Here is a 16,499-nt window from a genome sequence, read left to right as displayed (position 1 = left end):
CTATCATTAAGGCTTTGGCGGCGTCAGCCCTTGCAGCTCGATCGTTCCGTAGGACGGCATGGTGCCGAGCTGTTTCTCCAACGCGGCCGGGTCGAGCGTCACCGGTTTCTCCAGCCAGTATGTCACCATCTGGGGGAAGGCGATCATCAGCGCCACCAGGATGAGCTGCAGAACGATCCAGGGGATCGAGCCGAGATAGATGTCGCGGCTCTTAGCCGTCGGCGGCGCGATGCCGCGCAGGTAGAACAATGCGAAGCCGAACGGCGGATGCATGAACGAGGTCTGGATGTTGGCGCAGATCAGGAGCGCGAACCAGATCAGGTTGATGTCCAGCTTGGCCGCCGCCGGCGCCAGCATCGGAATGATGATGAAGGCGATCTCGAAAAAGTCGAGGAAGAAGGCGATGAAGAAGATGAAGATCATCGTGAAGGTCAGGAAGCCGACCTGACCGCCGGGCAGCCCGGTCAGCATGTGCTCGATCCACAGCCCGCCGCCGACACCCTGGAAGACCAGACTGAACACGCGCGAGCCGATCAGGATCATCGTCACCATGGCGGTGATCCGCATGGTTGAGGACATCGCCTGATACGTCAGCTTCCAGCTCAGCGTGCGATACATCGCGGCCAGCCCGATCGCGCCGACCGCGCCCATGGCGCCGGCTTCCGTCGGGGTCGCCAGACCCATGAAGATCGTGCCGAGCACGAGGAAGATCAGCGCCGCCGAGGGCACGATGCCGCGGATGCACTTCCTGACCAGGGCCCAGCCCTTCAGCGTGCGGGCCTCGGGCGGCAGCGCCGGAACGTCGCCTGGCTTGATGATCGAGAGGATCATCACCCATATGCAGAACAGCACAACCTGCACGATGCTGGGGCCGATGGCGCCGGCATACATGTCGCCGACCGACTTGCCCATGACGTCGGCGAGCACGACCAGGACCAGCGAGGGCGGGATGAGCTGCGTGATCGTGCCGGACGCGGCGATGACGCCGGTGGCATGGCGCATGTTGTAGCCGTAGCGCATCATCACGGGCAGCGAGATCACGCCCATGGCGATGACCGAGGCCGCGACCGTGCCGGTGATGGCGCCGAGGATCGCGCCAACGAAGATCACGGCATAGGACAGGCCGCCGCGCACGCTGCCGAAGAGCTGGCCGATCGAGTCCAGCAGATCCTCGGCTAGGCCGCAGCGCTCCAGGATCGCGCCCATGAAGGTGAAGAACGGGATCGAGAGCAGCAGGTCGTTCGAGATGATCCCATAGAGCTGGAAGGTCAGGTTGCCCATGTAGCTGGGCGTGATCACCCCCATCTCGATGGCGATGAAGCTGAAGAACAGCCCCACGGCCGCGAGCGAGAAGGCGGCGGGGTAGCCGATCAGCAGGAAGAGAATCAGCCCCCCGAACATCATGGGGCCGAGATTGGAGCGGATCGCATCGATCATTGAAGCGGCTTCTCGTAGGCGTATTCGTGCTGGTGGAAGCCACGCAGCGCCGCGGCACGCTTGATCATCTCGGAGATGCCCTGGAGCAGGATCAGGACAAAGCCGACCGGCAGGAGCAGGATGACGGGCCAGCGGATCAGGCCGCCGGCATTGTTCGAGGCCTCGTTCAGCGTCCAGGACTGGACGAACCACGGCCAGGTGAACCAGACCATCACGATGCACATCGGCAGCAGGAAGACCGCGCCGCCGAGCAGGTCGATCCAATGCCGCGCGCGGTCGGAGACCATGCCGTAGAACAGGTCGACCCGCACATGCTCGTTGACCTTCAGCGTATAGGCCGAGCCGAGCAGCACGATACCGGCGAACATGTACCATTGCAGTTCGAGCCAGGCATTCGAACTATAGGAAAAGAGATAGCGGATCGTGGCGTTGCCGGCGCTGACGACGCAGGCGAGCAGGACAAGCCAGCTAGCCACGACGCCCAGCACCCCGCCGACCTTGTCGATGGCGCGGGAGAGCGGCATCAGCTCGCGACAGAAGAACCAAGCGATCGCGACGGTCGCAGCCATGCAGCCGACCGTGGCCAGCGCCAACCAAAGCTTGAACATGCGCTCCCCGTCCCGCGGCTATCCGCTTACCCCAGGGAGTCGCAGCTACCAGCTAGGCGCTTAGCTGTTCCATTGCGGAGAGGAGGCTATCGCATAGCCTCGGCATAACCGGCAGCATCGAGCTGTTCCTGCGTGCGCAGCCGGTACCCGACGGCGAGCTCGGTCACGATGTAGATCGGCTGCGCGGGATCGGGTTCGATCCGATTGCGCAGCTTCTTCATCAGGATGCGCAGATACTGCACATCCTCCACAGGTTCCTGCGGCCAGAGTTCGCGCATCAATTGGCGATGCGTCAGGACATGGCCGTGATGGACAGCCAGCGTCCGCAGCAGCGCGAACTGCTTCGGCGAAAGTATGACGGCATTGCCGTCCCTGCTGACCAGCCGGCGCGCGATGTCGATCTGGAGTGCGCCGACGCGTACGATCGGCTCCGCCGTCTCCTGCCGCACCGTGCGGCGTAGCACGACGCGCGCCCGGGCCAGGAGCTCGGCCATCCCGAATGGCTTGACGATATAGTCGTCGGCGCCGCTCTCCAGCAGCCGGACCTTCTCGGGTTCGAGCTTGCGCACGGAGAGCACGATCACCGGCACCTGCGACCAACTCCGCAACGCCTCGAGCACGACCGCACCATCGGCATCGGGCAGGCCAAGGTCGAGCACCACGAGATCGGGCTGGCGCATCACGGCGAGTTCGGTCGCCTGCCGCGCGGTCTCGGCCTCGATCACCCGGAAGCCATGCATCTCCAGCCCCGTCCGCAGGAAGCGGCGGATGGCGAGCTCGTCATCGACGACAAGAACCAGCGGTCCCGCAGGCGCCTCAACGGTCATGGTCGTCCCCGCCGGCCGCGGCCTTCGCGATGGGCAGGTGAATGCGCATGGCGGTTCCCCGGTTCGGCCCCTCGCTCGACGCGACGATGCGCCCGCCATTGGCTTCGACGAAAATCCGCGCGATCGTCAAGCCCAGCCCGCTGCCGCCGGCGATGTCGGCATGGCGCTCGCCGCGATGGAAACGCTCGAAAATCTCCTCCGCTTCCCGCGCATTGAGCCCCAGCCCATCATCCGAGACCGTGATCACGCAGCCGTCGACATTGCGCTCCACCGTGATGCCGATCGATGCGCCATCCTGCGTGTATTTCGCCGCGTTCTCGATGACATTGACGAGGGCCTGCGCGAGCAGCACCGGATCGACACGGATCAGCGGCAACGGCTCGCGGAACCGCCGGCTGACGAGCCGCCCGCGCAGGCGGTCAGCAGCGCTGTCCAGAGCATCGTTGACGATATCGGCCGGATCGACCGTGTCGAGGCGCGGCTGCAGGGCTCCGGCGCGGATGCGGCCGAGATCGAGCACATCCTGGATCAGGCGGTCGAGCCGGCGCGCCTCTTGCTCGATGCCGTCAGCCAAGCTGCGAAGCGCCGGCCGGGCCGCGAGATCCGGCACCGCGGCGAGCACGCTCGCCGCCCCCATGATGCCGGTCAGTGGTGTCCGCAATTCATGCGAGACGGATTCGACCAGGATATCGCGCAGTTCGTCGGCCTGCCGGCGCAGCTTGCGATCGGCCAAGGCCTGCGAGAGGCCGAGCCGCTCGAGCGAGCGGGCGCTTTCGGCCAGCAGCGCCGGTATCTGCGCGACCGCTCCGTCATGGCCCTGCTGGTCCGTGGTGTCCAAACGCAGGGCCAGGGCAGCGGGCCGTTCTTGGCCGCTGGCGATGCGACAGAGAAGCCAGCGATCGCCGAGTATCGTCATCGCGAGAGTGTCGGGGCCTCCGGAGGTCGTAAGGAATGCGGGGACGGCCAACGCCAATGCTGCGGTCTCTTCCTCGGAAAGGGAGGTTCGTGTGGCACGAAGGTCTCCGCGATCCTGCGGAACGAAAAGAGCGACCGGCTGCCCGAGCGCTTCGGATACGTGGTCCGCGACGGCATCATAGACGGCCTCAACGTCACTCGTTGCGAGGATGGCGCTGCTGAGTTCATAGACATGGCGGATCGCGCGTTCGTTCTGCTTCGCCCGCAGCATCTCCGTGCGCATCCGGCCGGCCAGTGTCCCCACTGTCAGGGCGACGACCAAGGACGTGGCGAGGTCGATCATCTGCGCCGGTTCGAAGACTAGCGGGCTGAACAGCGGTGGATAGAACAGCGAGGTCATGAACGCGCCGAGCAGCGCCGCGGCGATCGCTGGCCCGGTGCCCCAACGAATGGCCGAAAGCAAGATCGGCAGCATGTAGATTGCGGAGACGCTGTCGAGCGGCGCGAACCAGACGACAACGCCTGCAACCGTCGTGGCCAAGGCTATGAGCGCGACGGTCTTGAGATAGGGGAGCAGCAACCGAAGCCCGGGCATTTGCAACCGATACAGGTACAGACGGTCCAAGCCTAGATGCGACCTGACGCCCGTTAAACCTGCGCCGGTCGGGCTCGCCTTATGTGGCCTCTCATCCCGATCCGCACCCGAAAATTACTGCAATGGAGGCGGCCGGTAACGTTGACGCGCCATCTGCAGCAATCACCTGCAGGCCTCTCTCCTGCTACTCGTGGGCGCCTACCAGCGAGATGGAAGCCCTGCGCCATGAGCGGACGTGGGTGACGTGCCGGTAAGCGGAAATTCAGACCATTTCGTCCAACCAAGTCACAACCAGTACCGGGCGGTAGCAGGATTCCGGCATCAAATTGGTCCGGCGTCCGGTATGTGCGCTTCCTGCGGCTCACCCAATATGCATGCTAGGGCGCGCGTCACTTGCGCGACTGATTGATGGCGTCTGGGCTACCCGGCACCTCAATCGTCGCGTCGCAGAGGTGCAAGCGCGGCTAGCCCGCGCGCTAGCTGCTCCGGCTCGACATCGTGCAGCAGGGCATCCTGAACGACGAAGCCGACGATCATGGCGAGCAGCGCTTTGGCGGCATCCTTGCCGGACAAGCTGCGCTCCAGATGGCCGGCATCGGCCGCTCGCCCGAGCGCTTGCTCCAGCAGATCCCGGAAGGCGAGGTAGAAGCCGCGCATGGTCGCGCGCAGCCGCTCGTTGCGCTGCGCCTCGGCCCAGCCGAGCAGGGCGACGCGCTTGAGGTCATAGCCTTCGCGAGCCGTGAACTGGTCGATCGTCGCAGCGATCTGCTGCAGCAGCGTGGCTGGCGCCGGCGCGGGCATGGCCTGCAGCAGTGGAATGACCAATGATGTCAGTCCCGAGAGCGAGGTGGTGACAGCGGCCAGGATCAGCTCGTCCTTGCTTGGATAATACGAATAGACCGCGCCGGCGGAGAGGCCGGACGCACGGATGATGTCATCCATCGTGGTCGCGTGCAGGCCCTCCTTCTGAAAGCAGGCCCAGGCGGCCTCCAGGATCTGAGCCCTGCGGGCAGCGCGCTTCTCGTCGGAAATCTTCGGCATGGGATCGAAATAAAACGAACGCTCCCTCTTTACAAGTTTGTGGCACGAGGGATAATAAAACGAATAACCGTTCTTTTTAAGGAGAGGCGACCATGATCAAGGTGACGGCGATCGAGACGGGGAAGGCCCGGATGAAGACGGCGCAGCGCACCGGGCAGGAAGGACGCGGCGGCATCGGCCGGAAGATCGACATCTTCCGCGACCGGAACTGGGTCGAGCCGCTGCCGATCCTGTGTTTCCTGATCGAGCATCCCGAAGGGCGATTCCTCGTCGACACCGGCGATACCTGGCGCAATTCCGTGCCGGGTTACCTGCCGGGCTGGAACCCCTTCTACAAGCAGGTGCAGATCCGGGTGGCGCCGCATGAGGAGGTCGGTTCGCGCCTGCTGGCGCTGGGGCTCGACCCGGCGATGGATATCGGGACGGTCATCCTCACCCATTTCCATCACGACCATACCGGCGGGCTAGATCATTTCCCGCGCAGCCGCATCGTCGGCCCCCGTGAGAACTACGCCATCTCGACCGGACTGCGCGGGATGATGACCGGCTGCCTGCCGCAGCGCTGGCCGGTCTGGCTGAAGCCCGATCTCGTCGCGATGGACGGGCCGGCGGTCGGCCCGTTCCCGGCCTCCCATCCTATCACGCGGGACGGCCGCATCCTGCTGGTGCCGACGCCCGGCCATGTCGACGGGCATGTTTCGGTCATCGTGCGTGGCGAGGGCGTGACGTATTTCCTCGCAGGCGACGCCACCTATTCCCAGGCCAATCTCCTCGCCGGCCAGACCGACGGCGTCACCAACGACCCCGCGACCGCGCTCGCGACCTTGCAGGCGATCCGCCACTTCGCCGCGCAGGAGCCGACGATCCTGCTCCCCGCGCACGATCCGGAAGGCCCGGCGCGCCTCGCCGCCGGCGCCATCCTCGCCTGACGCCGTTTCCCTCCGACACCGCAAAGGGCAAGCCATGAAGGCCAATCGCTTCGTCCGGATGCCGCAGACCGCCTGGATCTACCCGCTGCTCGCAGCGCTGTTCTACGTCGTTGCCTCGTCGCTCGGCTTTTCCGAGGGGCTTGCTCCGGGTCTGACCGGTATCGTGCTGGCGGTGCTGCTGATCCCCGTCCTCTTCGGGGCGATCTTCGCCGCGGTCTATCATGCCGAGGTCATCGCCCACCGGACCGGCGAGCCCTATGGCACTCTGGTTCTCACGGCTGCCGTGACGATCATCGAGGTCGCGCTGATCGCCTCCGTCATGATGTCGGGCGCCGAAAGCGGACCGACGCTGGCGCGCGACACCGTCTATGCCGTGGTGATGACCGTCTGCGCCGGTCTCGCCGGCATCTGCATCCTCGTCGGCGGCTTGCGCTATCGCGAGCAGAGCTTTCGCGTCTCCGGCGCCAGCGCCTATCTGACGGTGCTGATGGTGCTGGCGACTTTGACGCTGATCCTGCCCAACTTCACGCAGCAGGCATCGGGGCCGAGCTACTCCTCGGCCCAACTCGTCTTCGTTGCCGTCGCGACGGTGCTGCTCTACGGCGCCTTCCTCTATATCCAGACCGTGCGTCATCGCGACTACTTCATCGTGCCGGCGCCGCATCACGACTGGCATTTCGAACCCACGGCGAAGCGGCTGGCGATCAGCGGCGCGCTCCTGCTGGTCGCGCTCGTCGCCATCGTGATGCTCTCGAAGAAGTTCGCGGTCATCGTCGAGCTCGGCCGGGTCGCGGTCGGCGCGCCGCCGCAGGCCACGGGCCTCGTCGTCGCCATGCTGATCCTGCTGCCGGAGGGCATCGCCGCAGTGCAGGCCGCCCGCAGCGACGCGCTTCAGAAGGCCCTTAACCTGGCGCTGGGATCGGCGCTCGCCACCATCGGCATGACTTTTCCGGCGGTGGCGATCGTCACGCTGCATCTCGGCAAGCCGCTGACGCTCGGCCTCGAACCCTCGGCCATGATCTTGCTGGCGCTGACCATGCTTGTCAGCACGCTGACCTTCGCGACCGGGCGCACCCATGTGCTGCACGGCCTCGTCCACCTCGTGATCTTCGCGACCTTCCTGTTCCTCAGCTTTCAGCCTTAGCCGGAGTGTCAGATTCGACACCTGATCCACCAAAAGCTTAGCCCGAGCTCCAATGGCCGAACAGCCGACGCCGGTCACGACACCGCTTGTGAACGCTGTCGAAGCATTCGAGTTGGTTAGTCCGTTCTTGCCGGCATCAGGATCTCGCTAGGGCAGAGGTCCTAAACAACCCGATGTTCGAGACTATGCTGCGCCATTTGCGAACATTCGAACTTCGCCCGGAAGCAGACATCCCAGCGCCGAGTGAATGCCCCCGTCAGTCGGCGATGATCGAGCTGTTGGTCTTTCTCAGCGCTTGGCGGGACGATTTCTATCCGACCGAGCCCGGTCGGCGGCCTCACCAGGTGACGGACGTGCCCACGCCGACCACGCGACCGCGCCCGACATAGTTGACCGTCGCGCCGGGCGCATAGGTGAAGGCGTAGGAGAGCGGCCGCTCGTCGAGCAGGTTCCGGGCGAAGGCATAGATCTTCAGGTTGTCCTTCTCCCAGCCGATCTGGCCGTTGACGATGTGATAAGCCTCCATCTTGGCGCCCTGGCTGTTCTGGACATCGCTGTAGCGGCTGCCGACGAACTGGTACTCGGCGCGGGCGTTGAAATAGCCGGGTATGCCGAGCGGAGCGGCGGCGACGCGATAGGACAGCGCGACGTTGGCGGTGAAGTGCGGAACCTGCGGCACTTCATTGCCGTTGCGCACGCCGGAGGCCAAGGCAGCCGCGGTCGCATCGACGACGCGGGACTTGATCCAGGCGCCGCCGGCCGTAAGCTCCAGCCCTTCGGCCAGCCGGGCATTGACGCTGCCTTCGAAGCCGTAGCTGCGATAGGCTTGGTTCGTCATGAACGGCAGGAAGGTCAGCGGATCGAAGCCGGAGAGCTGGCCGTCCTTGACGTCGTTGAAGAAGAGCGCGCCGTTGACGCGCACGCCGTCCGCGACCTCGGCTTTGGTGCCGAGTTCGTAGGTCCAGGACTTGGCCGGCTGGAACGCCGTCGAGAGCAGGCCGAAGCCGGCGAAGGAGGTGGTCTTCTCGAAACCGCCCGAGGCATAGCCGCGCGCCGCCGAGATGTAGCTCATCGCCTTGTCATTCCAGTGATAGGACAGGGCAAGGCGGCCGGTCAGGTAGGTGTCGTCAAAGCTCTTGCGCTGCGCCAGCGCCGGCACTGTGCCAGGGAAGCCGTTGGAGACGTAGTTGCCGTGCAGCGTCTGGCGGTCATGGGCGATGCGCAGGCCGCCCGACAGGTCGAAGCCGTAGCCGATCGGCACGGTCGCGTCGGCAAAGGCCGCGATGGTCTCACTTGCGATCTTGTTGTTGAAGGTGCCGTTCAGCGTCGGCGAGAAGGCGGTGCCGTAGACGCGGTTCGTCTCGAAATCCGAGCGGAAATAGCTGGCGCCAAGAACCCATTGCACGGGCGAGCCTTCATGCGAGTTCAGGCGGATCTCCTGATTGAAGATGCGCTCGCGATCCTCGTAATAGATCTTGTCGTTATATGGGCTGTTGAAGAGGAAAGCCGGGAAGCCGGTCGCCTTGCTGAACAGCAGCGAGTCGGTGAAATCTCCGAGATTGCTGAGCTTGATGTCCTGGTAGCTCGTGGTCGAGGTCAGGATGAACGGCTCGAAGCGCTTGGTGATCTTCAGCGAGCCTGAGGCGATCTCCTGCTCGTTCCGCGGCCGGGTATCGGTGCCGCTGGCGGGGTAGCGCGCCTGCTCGCGCAAGATGAAGGCGGAGTTGTGCCGCTGATCACGGCTGTAATTGCCGGTGATGTCGATGGTCAGGCTCTGGTCGGGCGTGAAGCGCAAGGTGCCGCGCGCGCTGCCGAGTTGCGCGCCGCCTTCGTGGCCGCCGATCACGACATTGGGGATGTCGCCGTTGAAGTTCTGGAAGCGCACGGCGGCGCGGCCGGCAAGCTTGTCTTGGACGAGCCAGCCACCCGCGGTGCCCTGTACGAAGCCATAGCCCCGCGAGCCCCCTTCAGCGTCGATCCGGAATTCGCGCCTGCCATCGGCCGGCGTGTTGACGACGTTGATCGCGCCCGCGAAGGCATTCCGGCCGAAGGTTGTGCCCTGCGGGCCGCGCAACACCTCGATCCGCTCGACATCGAGGAAGGGCGCGCTAATGGCGGACAACGTCGTCGGCACGCCGTCCACCGATAGGCCGATCACGCTGTCGAGCGAGTTCAGCGCCGTACCGAGGGTGCCGACACCACGCATCGTCATGTAGCTTTCGCCGAAGCGGCCGAAATCCATGAAGTTGGTACCGGGCGACTGGCGCGCCACATCGGCGATCGGGTCGAGCGAAGAGGGCGGCACGGCTTCCGGCGACAGCACCGTCGTCGCCATCGGCAGGTTGGCATCGGCCTGCGGGCGTTTGGTGGCTGTGATCGTGATGGTGTCGAGCTGGATCGTCTCCCCCGGCGCCTGCGCCAGCGCCGTGCCTGCCAGCCCGAAAGTGACGGCGACCAGCGTGATGGCGGTTCCGCCCACCAGTCTCGATCGAGGAGCGCTGTTCATCATGGTCGTACCGGTTTCCTGTCTGAAGCGAGGAATACGGGGCCGCCCTTTGTACCGCCATGCCGGGACCATCGCCCGACACGGAAAAACATTCGCAAAACCAAATATTTATTAGATTTCCTCCAAACTGCTTCGACCGCTTTTACCTTGCGATGTCTCGCCGCGCGGCGAATGACCGAAATGTTTTCTATAGGCGGCGCTGAAGGCGGATGGCCGCGCGAAGCCAACGCGATGGGCCGCCTCGGCCACACCCAGGCCATGTTCGCGCAACAGCACGCGCGCCATCATCAGGCGCTGGTCGCGGACATAGCCGAAGATCGTCGTGCCGAAGGCCGTCTTGAAATTGGCCTGCAGCGTGGTGACGTTCACGCCGACGCGACGGGCCAGCTGCAAGCTCGTCGGCGTGTTCACGAGATCGGAATCAAGGATCTCGCGCGCTTCCAGGACCCGCTCGTACTGGCGCCGCCCGATCAGCGCCATCACCCGCCGTTCCTGCTTCAGCAGCTCGGCGACCTCGACGACATAGGCCAGCGCATTGCTTTCCAGGAAGAGCTGGCCGAGCTGGCCGCTATAGGGATGTTCGAGGCAGAGCCGGGCGATCTCCAGCAAGCGGGGCGAGCGCGGCAGCATCTCCGCGCGGAAATCGCCGATCACGAAATCGCGCAGGATCGCCAGCCCGTCATCGGCGAGGTTATCGCCGAATCGGTCGAAGAAGGCCGGTTTCAGGATGAAACCCGCAGTACGGAAGCGCTGCCCGGGAACGACCGGGCTGCAATATCGCACCGTCCGGCCGAAGCCCATCAGATAGGCGTGGCCGGGAAGCCGCGTTACGCGGCCATGGCCGACCACCTCGGTCTCGATGGTGCAGCCGGTCAGCATGACCCCGCAAAGCAGGGTCGGCTCCATGTCTACGATCATGTCCTGCCGGCCGACATAGGTGACGTCGCTTGCGGTCACCGTCAGGCCGGGCTGCACCTCATGCGCCAGGAGCCGGCCGGTATAGAGCGGCGTGTCGAGCTCCCGCGGCGAAACATCGACCGGCTGGGCACCGAGCGAGAACTCCGCGCCAAGACGGATCAGGTCCGAGGTGCTCATGCCGCGCGACGGGATCAGGTTCTGCATCGTCATGGCGATGTGAGATCTTTTCGATTAATACCAGTTCCAATCCTGCGTATATATCCGCAGATGAGAGCCAATATCGACTCATCGAGAAAATAGTCAATCATCTCGATTGGTAAGATCGTAGTCTTGATTTGGTATCGATATTTGAATTTACGATAGCGTACTCTTGCTTGATGCGATTTGACAGCCGCGACCCGCCTGTGCACGGCAGCGCCGACAATCGGAGGTAGTCGTGGCGGGTGGTTTCCAGAAGACGATGATGAAGGCCCTCGGGGCTACGGACCATGTCATGACCGTGCTCTCGGTCACGGACATCGCGCCAGGTTTCCGTCGTATCCGCTTGGCGGCGCCGACGATGATCGATGGTCGCGAGACGCCGACAGCGAGCTATGTCCGGCTTTGGGCGCCTGATCCCATCGAGCCGGGCAAGGTGCATCAGCGCGGCTACACGCTGGTCGATCCCGATGCCGCGACGGGCGAGGTCAGCTTCGATTTCGTCCTGCACGAGCCGATGGGGCCGGCCTCGGGCTGGGCCGCGGCCGCGCAGCGCGGCGATACCATCACCGCCTCCTATTACATGTTTCACAAGTTCGACCCGCCGGAGGACCCGGAGGGCTACCTGCTGATGGGCGACCCGGCCGCGATTCCCGCGATCAACGCCATTCTCGGGGAGCTCCCACCGGAGGCGCAGGTCGTGGTGATCCTGCAGGCCAATCTGCCGGGCGACGCCGAAATCCCGGTCACGTCGCATCCCGGCGCCGAAATCCTCTGGACGGGAGCCGGTACCGGTGCGCTGGCGGCAGCCGTCCCGGCGCGCGACTGGTCGAACTGGTATGCCTGGGTCGCGGCCGAGAACACCGCGATCAAGCAATTGCGCGTGGCGCTGAACCAGACGCACGGTTTCCCCCTCGCCGACATCAAGCACACCGCCTACTGGATTCGCGGCAAGGCCATGCGCCTGCGCAAGGAGGCTGCGCCAGCGCCTGAGGAGCAGCCCGAGCCTGCCGTGACGCAACCTGCCGTCGAAGCTGCGTCGGCGGTCGTTGGGAAAGCCGCCCCGGAGCGCCCTGCCCGCCCACGGCGCTGGCGGTCGCAGGGCGGCACGGAGTTGCTGGCGACGCTGCGCTGGAAGCTGCGGGCGGCAGGTGTGCTGCAAGGGCTGATCTCGCTGATGCAGCTCGCGCCGCTCGTCCTGCTTGCCGAGCTCGGCCGCCGTTTGCTCGCCGGCCAGACCCGCTGGGAGAACCTGTCGGGATTGGCGCTCTGGGCCATCGGGCTCTATGGCGCGGCCGCAGTGCTCTCGGCGGCCTTGATGCTCTCGCTCCATGCCGTAGATGCCCGGTTCGGCCATGCGTTGCGGCTCAGGGTCGTCGCCAAGCTGGCGCGGCTGCCGCTCGGCTGGTTCACCGACCGCAATGCCGCGAGCGTGCACCAAGCGGTGCAGGAGGATGCCGGGCGGTTGCACTACATGATCACCCATGCGGTGCCCGACGTGGTCGCCGGCATCGTCACGCCGGTCGCCGTCATCGTCTACCTGTTCACGGTCGATGCGGGCCTGGCCGCCATGCTGTTCCTGCCGCTGATCGCCTTCGTCGCCCTGTTTAGCCATATGATGCGCGGCGTCGCCGACAAGCTCGTCATCCATGCCGATTGGACGAAGCGCGCCAATGCCGCGGCCAGCGCCTTCGTCGAGGCACTGCCGGTGGTGCGCGTCTTCGGCGGCGATGGCCGGGCCCTGCGCGAGACGCTCGACGGGCAAGCCGGTTTCCTCAACGGCTGGCAGCGCCCGATGGCAGGGCGCAAGGTGGCATCGCAGCTCGCGATCCAGCCGCCGGCCTTCCTGCTGCTGATCGTGGCGACCGGCTGCTGGCGGATCATTTCAGGCGGTATGGCGCCGGCCGATCTCCTGCCCTTCCTCTTCCTCGGCGCTGCCTTCGGCGCCCAGATCATGGCGGTGATGTACGGGTTCGTGCCGCTGCGCGAGGCGAAGCAGGCGGCGCGGCGCATCGGGCTTTTGCTGGAGGAGGCCGAGCTCGACCGCAGCCGCTCGCTGCGCAGCCTGCCGCCGGGGCCGCTGGGCCTGCGCTTCGAGGCCGCGAGCTTCGGCTACCGGCCGCGCAAGCCGGTGCTCCATGGGATCGATCTCGACTTGAAGCCGGGAACGCTGACAGCGCTGGTCGGGCCGAGCGGAGCCGGCAAATCGACGCTCGCCGGCTTGCCCGGTCGCTTCCACGACGTTACCGGAGGCGCGGTCCGCATCGTCGCCGGCGGCGAGGCGATCGATATCCGAGACCTCACGCCCGAGGCCCTGCAAAGCGCCGTTGGCTTCGTCTTCCAGGATGTCCGGCTGATCAAGGGCACGCTGCGCGACAACATCGCGTTGGCCCGCCCGGGCGCCGCTATGGCCGAGATCGAGGCCGCCGCCCGCGCCGCGCAGATCCATGAGCGCATCCTGGCCCTGCCGCGCGGCTATGACAGCGTCGTCGGCGAGGATGCGCGCCTGTCGGGCGGCGAGGCGCAGCGCCTCTCCATCGCCCGCGCGCTTCTGGCCGATCCGCCGATCCTCGTGCTCGACGAGGCCACGGCCTTCGTCGATCCAGAATCGGAGCATCTCGTCCAGCAGGCGCTCAGCGCCCTGATCGGCCAGCGGACGGTGCTGGTGGTGGCGCATCGCTTGCACACGATCACCCATGCCGATTGCATCGCGGTGATGCAGGCCGGCCGCATCGTCCAGCGCGGACGCCATGACGAGCTGCTCTTCAAGCCTGGACTCTACCGAGATCTCTGGCAGGCCGGCGCGGAAAGGAAGGCATCATGATCGTCGCGACTCTTCTGCCTCCGGAGGCCCGTCCGCGGCTGGTGCCCTACCTGTTGCTCGCTGCCGTCGCCGCATGCCTGCGGGCGGCAGCCGCGCTGCTGCTCGTGCCGCTGCTCGGCGCGCTGTTCTCGTCGGCCCCGCGTGAGGCTCTGCCTTGGCTTTGCGCGCTCGCGGCGAGCATCGCGGCCGGCTGGGCGCTGGAGCGGCATCTGGTGATCAGGGCTTTCGATCTCGGCTTCGCGATGATGACCTCGATGAACCGCCGGCTCGTCGATCACCTGCTGGCGGTGCCGATCGGCTGGTTCGGCGCCGCGCAGCAGGGCCAGGCGAAACGCGCGCTGGCCGGTGCCGTGCCGGAGCTCTTCGCGAGTTCGGTCAACCTCGCCACGCAGGCGACGATCGCCGTCATGCTGCCGCCCGCGATCGGCCTTGGCCTGCTCTTCGTCGCTTGGCCGCTCGGATTGGCGGCGCTGCTGGCCGCGCCGCTATTGTTCGGTGCATTGCTCCTCGGTGCGCGACTGATGCGCCGGGCCGAGGCCGACTATGCCGCCGCTTCCGAGGAGGCCGCGGCCCGTACCGAGGAATTCGCGCGCTCCCAGCTCTTACTGCGCGCTGCCGGCCGCACGGGAGCGGACGGGACGCCGCTCGGTGAGGCGATCGCCAGTCAGAAGCGCAATGGGCTGCGCATTCTCTGGTTCACGCTGCCGGGCACGCTCGCCTTCTCGCTGGCAATGCAGGCCACATTGCTAACGCTCGTCGCGGTGCTGGCCCTGATGTTCGCGCAGGGCGTGACGGATGGGGCCCGAACCGTTGCGCTGATCGTCGTGGTGCTGCGCTTCCTCGAGCCGCTGAACACGCTGTCCGAATTGTTCCCGGCCCTGGAATCGACCCATGGCGCGGCGAGCCGGATGCTCGCGATCCTCGACGTGCCGCGTCAGCCGGAGCCCGAGCAGGACGCCCGGCCCGGGCCGCCGGCGATCGCATTTCGCGATGTCGGGTTCAGCCCCGGCGGGCAGCGTGTGCTGGAAAGCGTGTCCTTCACGGTCCAAGCAGGATCGATCACAGCGATCGTCGGGCCATCGGGGTCGGGCAAAAGCACGATCCTGTCGCTGGTCGCGCGGCTGCACGATGTCGATGCGGGTTCTGTTCAGCTCGGCGAGCAGGATGTCCGTGCCTATCGGCCGCAGACCCTGATGGACCAGCTCTCGATCGTGTTCCAGAACGTGCAGCTCTTCGAGGGCGGCATCGACGCAAATATCCGAATCGCCCGCCCATCGGCGAATGAGGAGGCTGTTCATGCGGCCGCCGCGGCGGCCGGCGTCGACGAGATCGTCGCGCGCCTCGGCCGCTGGGATGCGCCGGTCGGTGAGGGCGGCGGCGCGCTTTCCGGCGGAGAGCGCCAGCGCGTCAGCATCGCGCGTGCGCTGTTGAAGGACGCTCCCATCCTGCTGCTCGACGAGGCGACAAGCGGTCTCGACACGCTGAACGAAGCGGCCGTGATGACGGCGCTGAGCCGTTTCGGGCAGCGCACGGTTCTTATCGTGGCGCATCGCCTTGAGACGATCGCCCGCGCCGACCAGATCCTATTCGTCGAGGGTGGGCGTGTGATCGAGGCCGGCTCGCGCGACGAACTGATAGCGGCCGGCGGGCGCTTTGCGGACTATTGGAGCGACCGGCAGGGTGCGCGGACCTGGAGGTTCGACCGAGACGCCGTCTGAGCGCTTAAGAACGGACTGCGCACATCGCGGCCAACTTGCTGGAAAGCCGATCGCGGTATGCTTAGGAACTCTGCGCCATAAGCCGACATTGGCTCCTTGCTCGGAAGCGGACATAGAGGCAACCATGTTTGGAGGCGGCGGGGAAACCGATTGCCCCGTTGACTACCCCCAGCCCTCGACATCATCATGGCGGGCTTCCCACTTCTCGATCGCCTCGATAAGGCCGATCAGCTCCATCTCCTCGGGAGTGCCTGCTTCCGCGTTCCCGAGCCCGAGGACTCGCTGCTTCGCTCGTTCATAGTCGTCGACGCATCGAACAATTGCCCGCTTGGGATCGATGTCGACGGCTTGCACAGGTGTGAGGAAGGAGAACACCCGTGCCGCCTATTGCTCGGCAGGAGCGATAAGGCTCGCTTCATAGGCCACCATGGCGGCCGAGAGATCGAGAAAGGCGCCTTCGTCGCGCTCGTTGTCAGGCACATCGGCCAGCGACTTCAACCGTGCAATGGCCCGCTGGTACTGGTCTTCATTCTCGATCGTCATGAGCAGATGCTCCATCCGATTAATCGAACTGCTGGTCGCCGCGACGCGTCAGGCCTCAGACTTTCGGGGGTAGGTCGGCTCTGTCGAACACGGGTATCGACTCCGTAGAGCCCTGGGACCTCTGCCCCAGTGGCAAATCTTCGGCTGCCCGCCGCACTGCCTCTTCCGACTCCGTCAGGCCATCCGGAGTATTGTTGGCGTCACTCCCTTCATCGTGGACGTTTGTCCTGTCCCTTACTCGGCGCCCGGTCTGGATAGGGTCGGCAGCAAGAGGGCTTTCTCCTGGCGTTGCGGGC

13 protein-coding genes are annotated in these 16,499 nt (G+C 65.6%); 4 read left to right on the top strand and 9 right to left on the bottom strand.

What is annotated here, in order from left to right:
* Positions 1-6 precede the first annotated feature (6 nt).
* The 5 genes from WFK61_RS15715 to WFK61_RS15695 all read right to left on the bottom strand — a co-directional run bounded on the left by WFK61_RS15715 (position 7) and on the right by WFK61_RS15695 (position 5,423).
* Positions 7-1,437: a TRAP transporter large permease gene (locus WFK61_RS15715; protein WP_336813028.1), complete on the bottom strand. Its 1,431-nt coding sequence runs from the start codon at positions 1,435-1,437 to the stop codon at positions 7-9.
* Positions 1,434-2,006, bottom strand: a complete 573-nt coding sequence (locus tag WFK61_RS15710; RefSeq protein ID WP_442896314.1) for a TRAP transporter small permease subunit — start codon at positions 2,004-2,006, stop codon at positions 1,434-1,436. The genes WFK61_RS15715 and WFK61_RS15710 overlap by 4 nt, the downstream gene beginning before the upstream one ends.
* Positions 2,007-2,131: 125 nt before the next feature.
* Positions 2,132-2,872, bottom strand: a complete 741-nt coding sequence (locus tag WFK61_RS15705) for a response regulator (RefSeq protein ID WP_336813027.1) — start codon at positions 2,870-2,872, stop codon at positions 2,132-2,134.
* Positions 2,862-4,412 (bottom strand): ATP-binding protein, encoded by a 1,551-nt coding sequence (locus tag WFK61_RS15700; RefSeq protein WP_336813026.1) that lies wholly within the window; start codon positions 4,410-4,412, stop codon positions 2,862-2,864. The genes WFK61_RS15705 and WFK61_RS15700 overlap by 11 nt, the downstream gene beginning before the upstream one ends.
* A gap of 402 nt (positions 4,413-4,814) precedes the next feature.
* Entirely contained in the window at positions 4,815-5,423 is a 609-nt protein-coding gene (locus WFK61_RS15695) for a TetR/AcrR family transcriptional regulator (protein WP_336813025.1), read from the bottom strand.
* Between the two features lie 92 nt (positions 5,424-5,515).
* Here WFK61_RS15695 and WFK61_RS15690 point away from each other — a divergent pair, with 92 nt between their 5' ends.
* Positions 5,516-6,352: an N-acyl homoserine lactonase family protein gene (locus WFK61_RS15690; protein ID WP_336813024.1), complete on the top strand. Its 837-nt coding sequence runs from the start codon at positions 5,516-5,518 to the stop codon at positions 6,350-6,352.
* A 34-nt stretch (positions 6,353-6,386) separates the two neighbouring features.
* Positions 6,387-7,496: a calcium:cation antiporter gene (locus WFK61_RS15685; RefSeq protein ID WP_336813023.1), complete on the top strand. Its 1,110-nt coding sequence runs from the start codon at positions 6,387-6,389 to the stop codon at positions 7,494-7,496.
* A 337-nt stretch (positions 7,497-7,833) separates the two neighbouring features.
* On the opposite strand, the gene WFK61_RS15680 is transcribed toward WFK61_RS15685, so the two are convergent.
* Positions 7,834-9,975: a TonB-dependent receptor gene (locus WFK61_RS15680; RefSeq protein WP_336813022.1), complete on the bottom strand. Its 2,142-nt coding sequence runs from the start codon at positions 9,973-9,975 to the stop codon at positions 7,834-7,836.
* Positions 9,976-10,113: 138 nt separating this feature from the next.
* Complete coding sequence (locus WFK61_RS15675; RefSeq protein WP_336813021.1) at positions 10,114-11,130, bottom strand: helix-turn-helix transcriptional regulator; 1,017 nt, start codon at positions 11,128-11,130, stop codon at positions 10,114-10,116.
* A 226-nt stretch (positions 11,131-11,356) separates the two neighbouring features.
* Here WFK61_RS15675 and WFK61_RS15670 point away from each other — a divergent pair, with 226 nt between their 5' ends.
* Positions 11,357-13,942, top strand: coding sequence for an ABC transporter ATP-binding protein/permease (locus WFK61_RS15670; protein ID WP_336813020.1), 2,586 nt, complete (start codon positions 11,357-11,359; stop codon positions 13,940-13,942).
* Positions 13,939-15,660, top strand: coding sequence for an ABC transporter ATP-binding protein (locus WFK61_RS15665; protein WP_336813019.1), 1,722 nt, complete (start codon positions 13,939-13,941; stop codon positions 15,658-15,660). The genes WFK61_RS15670 and WFK61_RS15665 overlap by 4 nt, the downstream gene beginning before the upstream one ends.
* A gap of 162 nt (positions 15,661-15,822) precedes the next feature.
* On the opposite strand, the gene WFK61_RS15660 is transcribed toward WFK61_RS15665, so the two are convergent.
* Both WFK61_RS15660 and WFK61_RS15655 read right to left on the bottom strand, forming a co-directional pair.
* Entirely contained in the window at positions 15,823-16,035 is a 213-nt protein-coding gene (locus WFK61_RS15660) for a hypothetical protein (RefSeq protein ID WP_336813018.1), read from the bottom strand.
* Between the two features lie 9 nt (positions 16,036-16,044).
* Positions 16,045-16,203 (bottom strand): hypothetical protein, encoded by a 159-nt coding sequence (locus tag WFK61_RS15655; protein ID WP_336813017.1) that lies wholly within the window; start codon positions 16,201-16,203, stop codon positions 16,045-16,047.
* Between the last annotated feature and the right edge of the window lie 296 nt (positions 16,204-16,499).

It is taken from the genome of Allobosea sp. MMO-172, from assembly GCF_037147855.1.
In the GTDB taxonomy this organism is placed as follows: Bacteria; Pseudomonadota; Alphaproteobacteria; order Rhizobiales; family Beijerinckiaceae; genus Allobosea.
The sequence above is the reverse complement of the archived record's forward strand: the minus strand, read 5'-3'. Positions and strand labels throughout refer to the sequence as shown.

Bases quoted from the DNA above. Each gene is read 5' to 3' on its own strand.
- WFK61_RS15655 (WP_336813017.1), bottom strand. From the start codon at position 16,203: ATGACGATCGAGAATGAAGACCAGTACCAGCGGGCCATTGCACGGTTG.
- WFK61_RS15690 (WP_336813024.1), top strand. From the start codon at position 5,516: ATGATCAAGGTGACGGCGATCGAGACGGGGAAGGCCCGGATGAAGACG.
- WFK61_RS15675 (WP_336813021.1), bottom strand. From the start codon at position 11,130: ATGACGATGCAGAACCTGATCCCGTCGCGCGGCATGAGCACCTCGGAC.
- WFK61_RS15695 (WP_336813025.1), bottom strand. From the start codon at position 5,423: ATGCCGAAGATTTCCGACGAGAAGCGCGCTGCCCGCAGGGCTCAGATC.
- WFK61_RS15665 (WP_336813019.1), top strand. From the start codon at position 13,939: ATGATCGTCGCGACTCTTCTGCCTCCGGAGGCCCGTCCGCGGCTGGTG.
- WFK61_RS15710 (WP_442896314.1), bottom strand. From the start codon at position 2,006: ATGGCTGCGACCGTCGCGATCGCTTGGTTCTTCTGTCGCGAGCTGATG.
- WFK61_RS15705 (WP_336813027.1), bottom strand. From the start codon at position 2,872: ATGACCGTTGAGGCGCCTGCGGGACCGCTGGTTCTTGTCGTCGATGAC.
- WFK61_RS15715 (WP_336813028.1), bottom strand. From the start codon at position 1,437: ATGATCGATGCGATCCGCTCCAATCTCGGCCCCATGATGTTCGGGGGG.
- WFK61_RS15685 (WP_336813023.1), top strand. From the start codon at position 6,387: ATGAAGGCCAATCGCTTCGTCCGGATGCCGCAGACCGCCTGGATCTAC.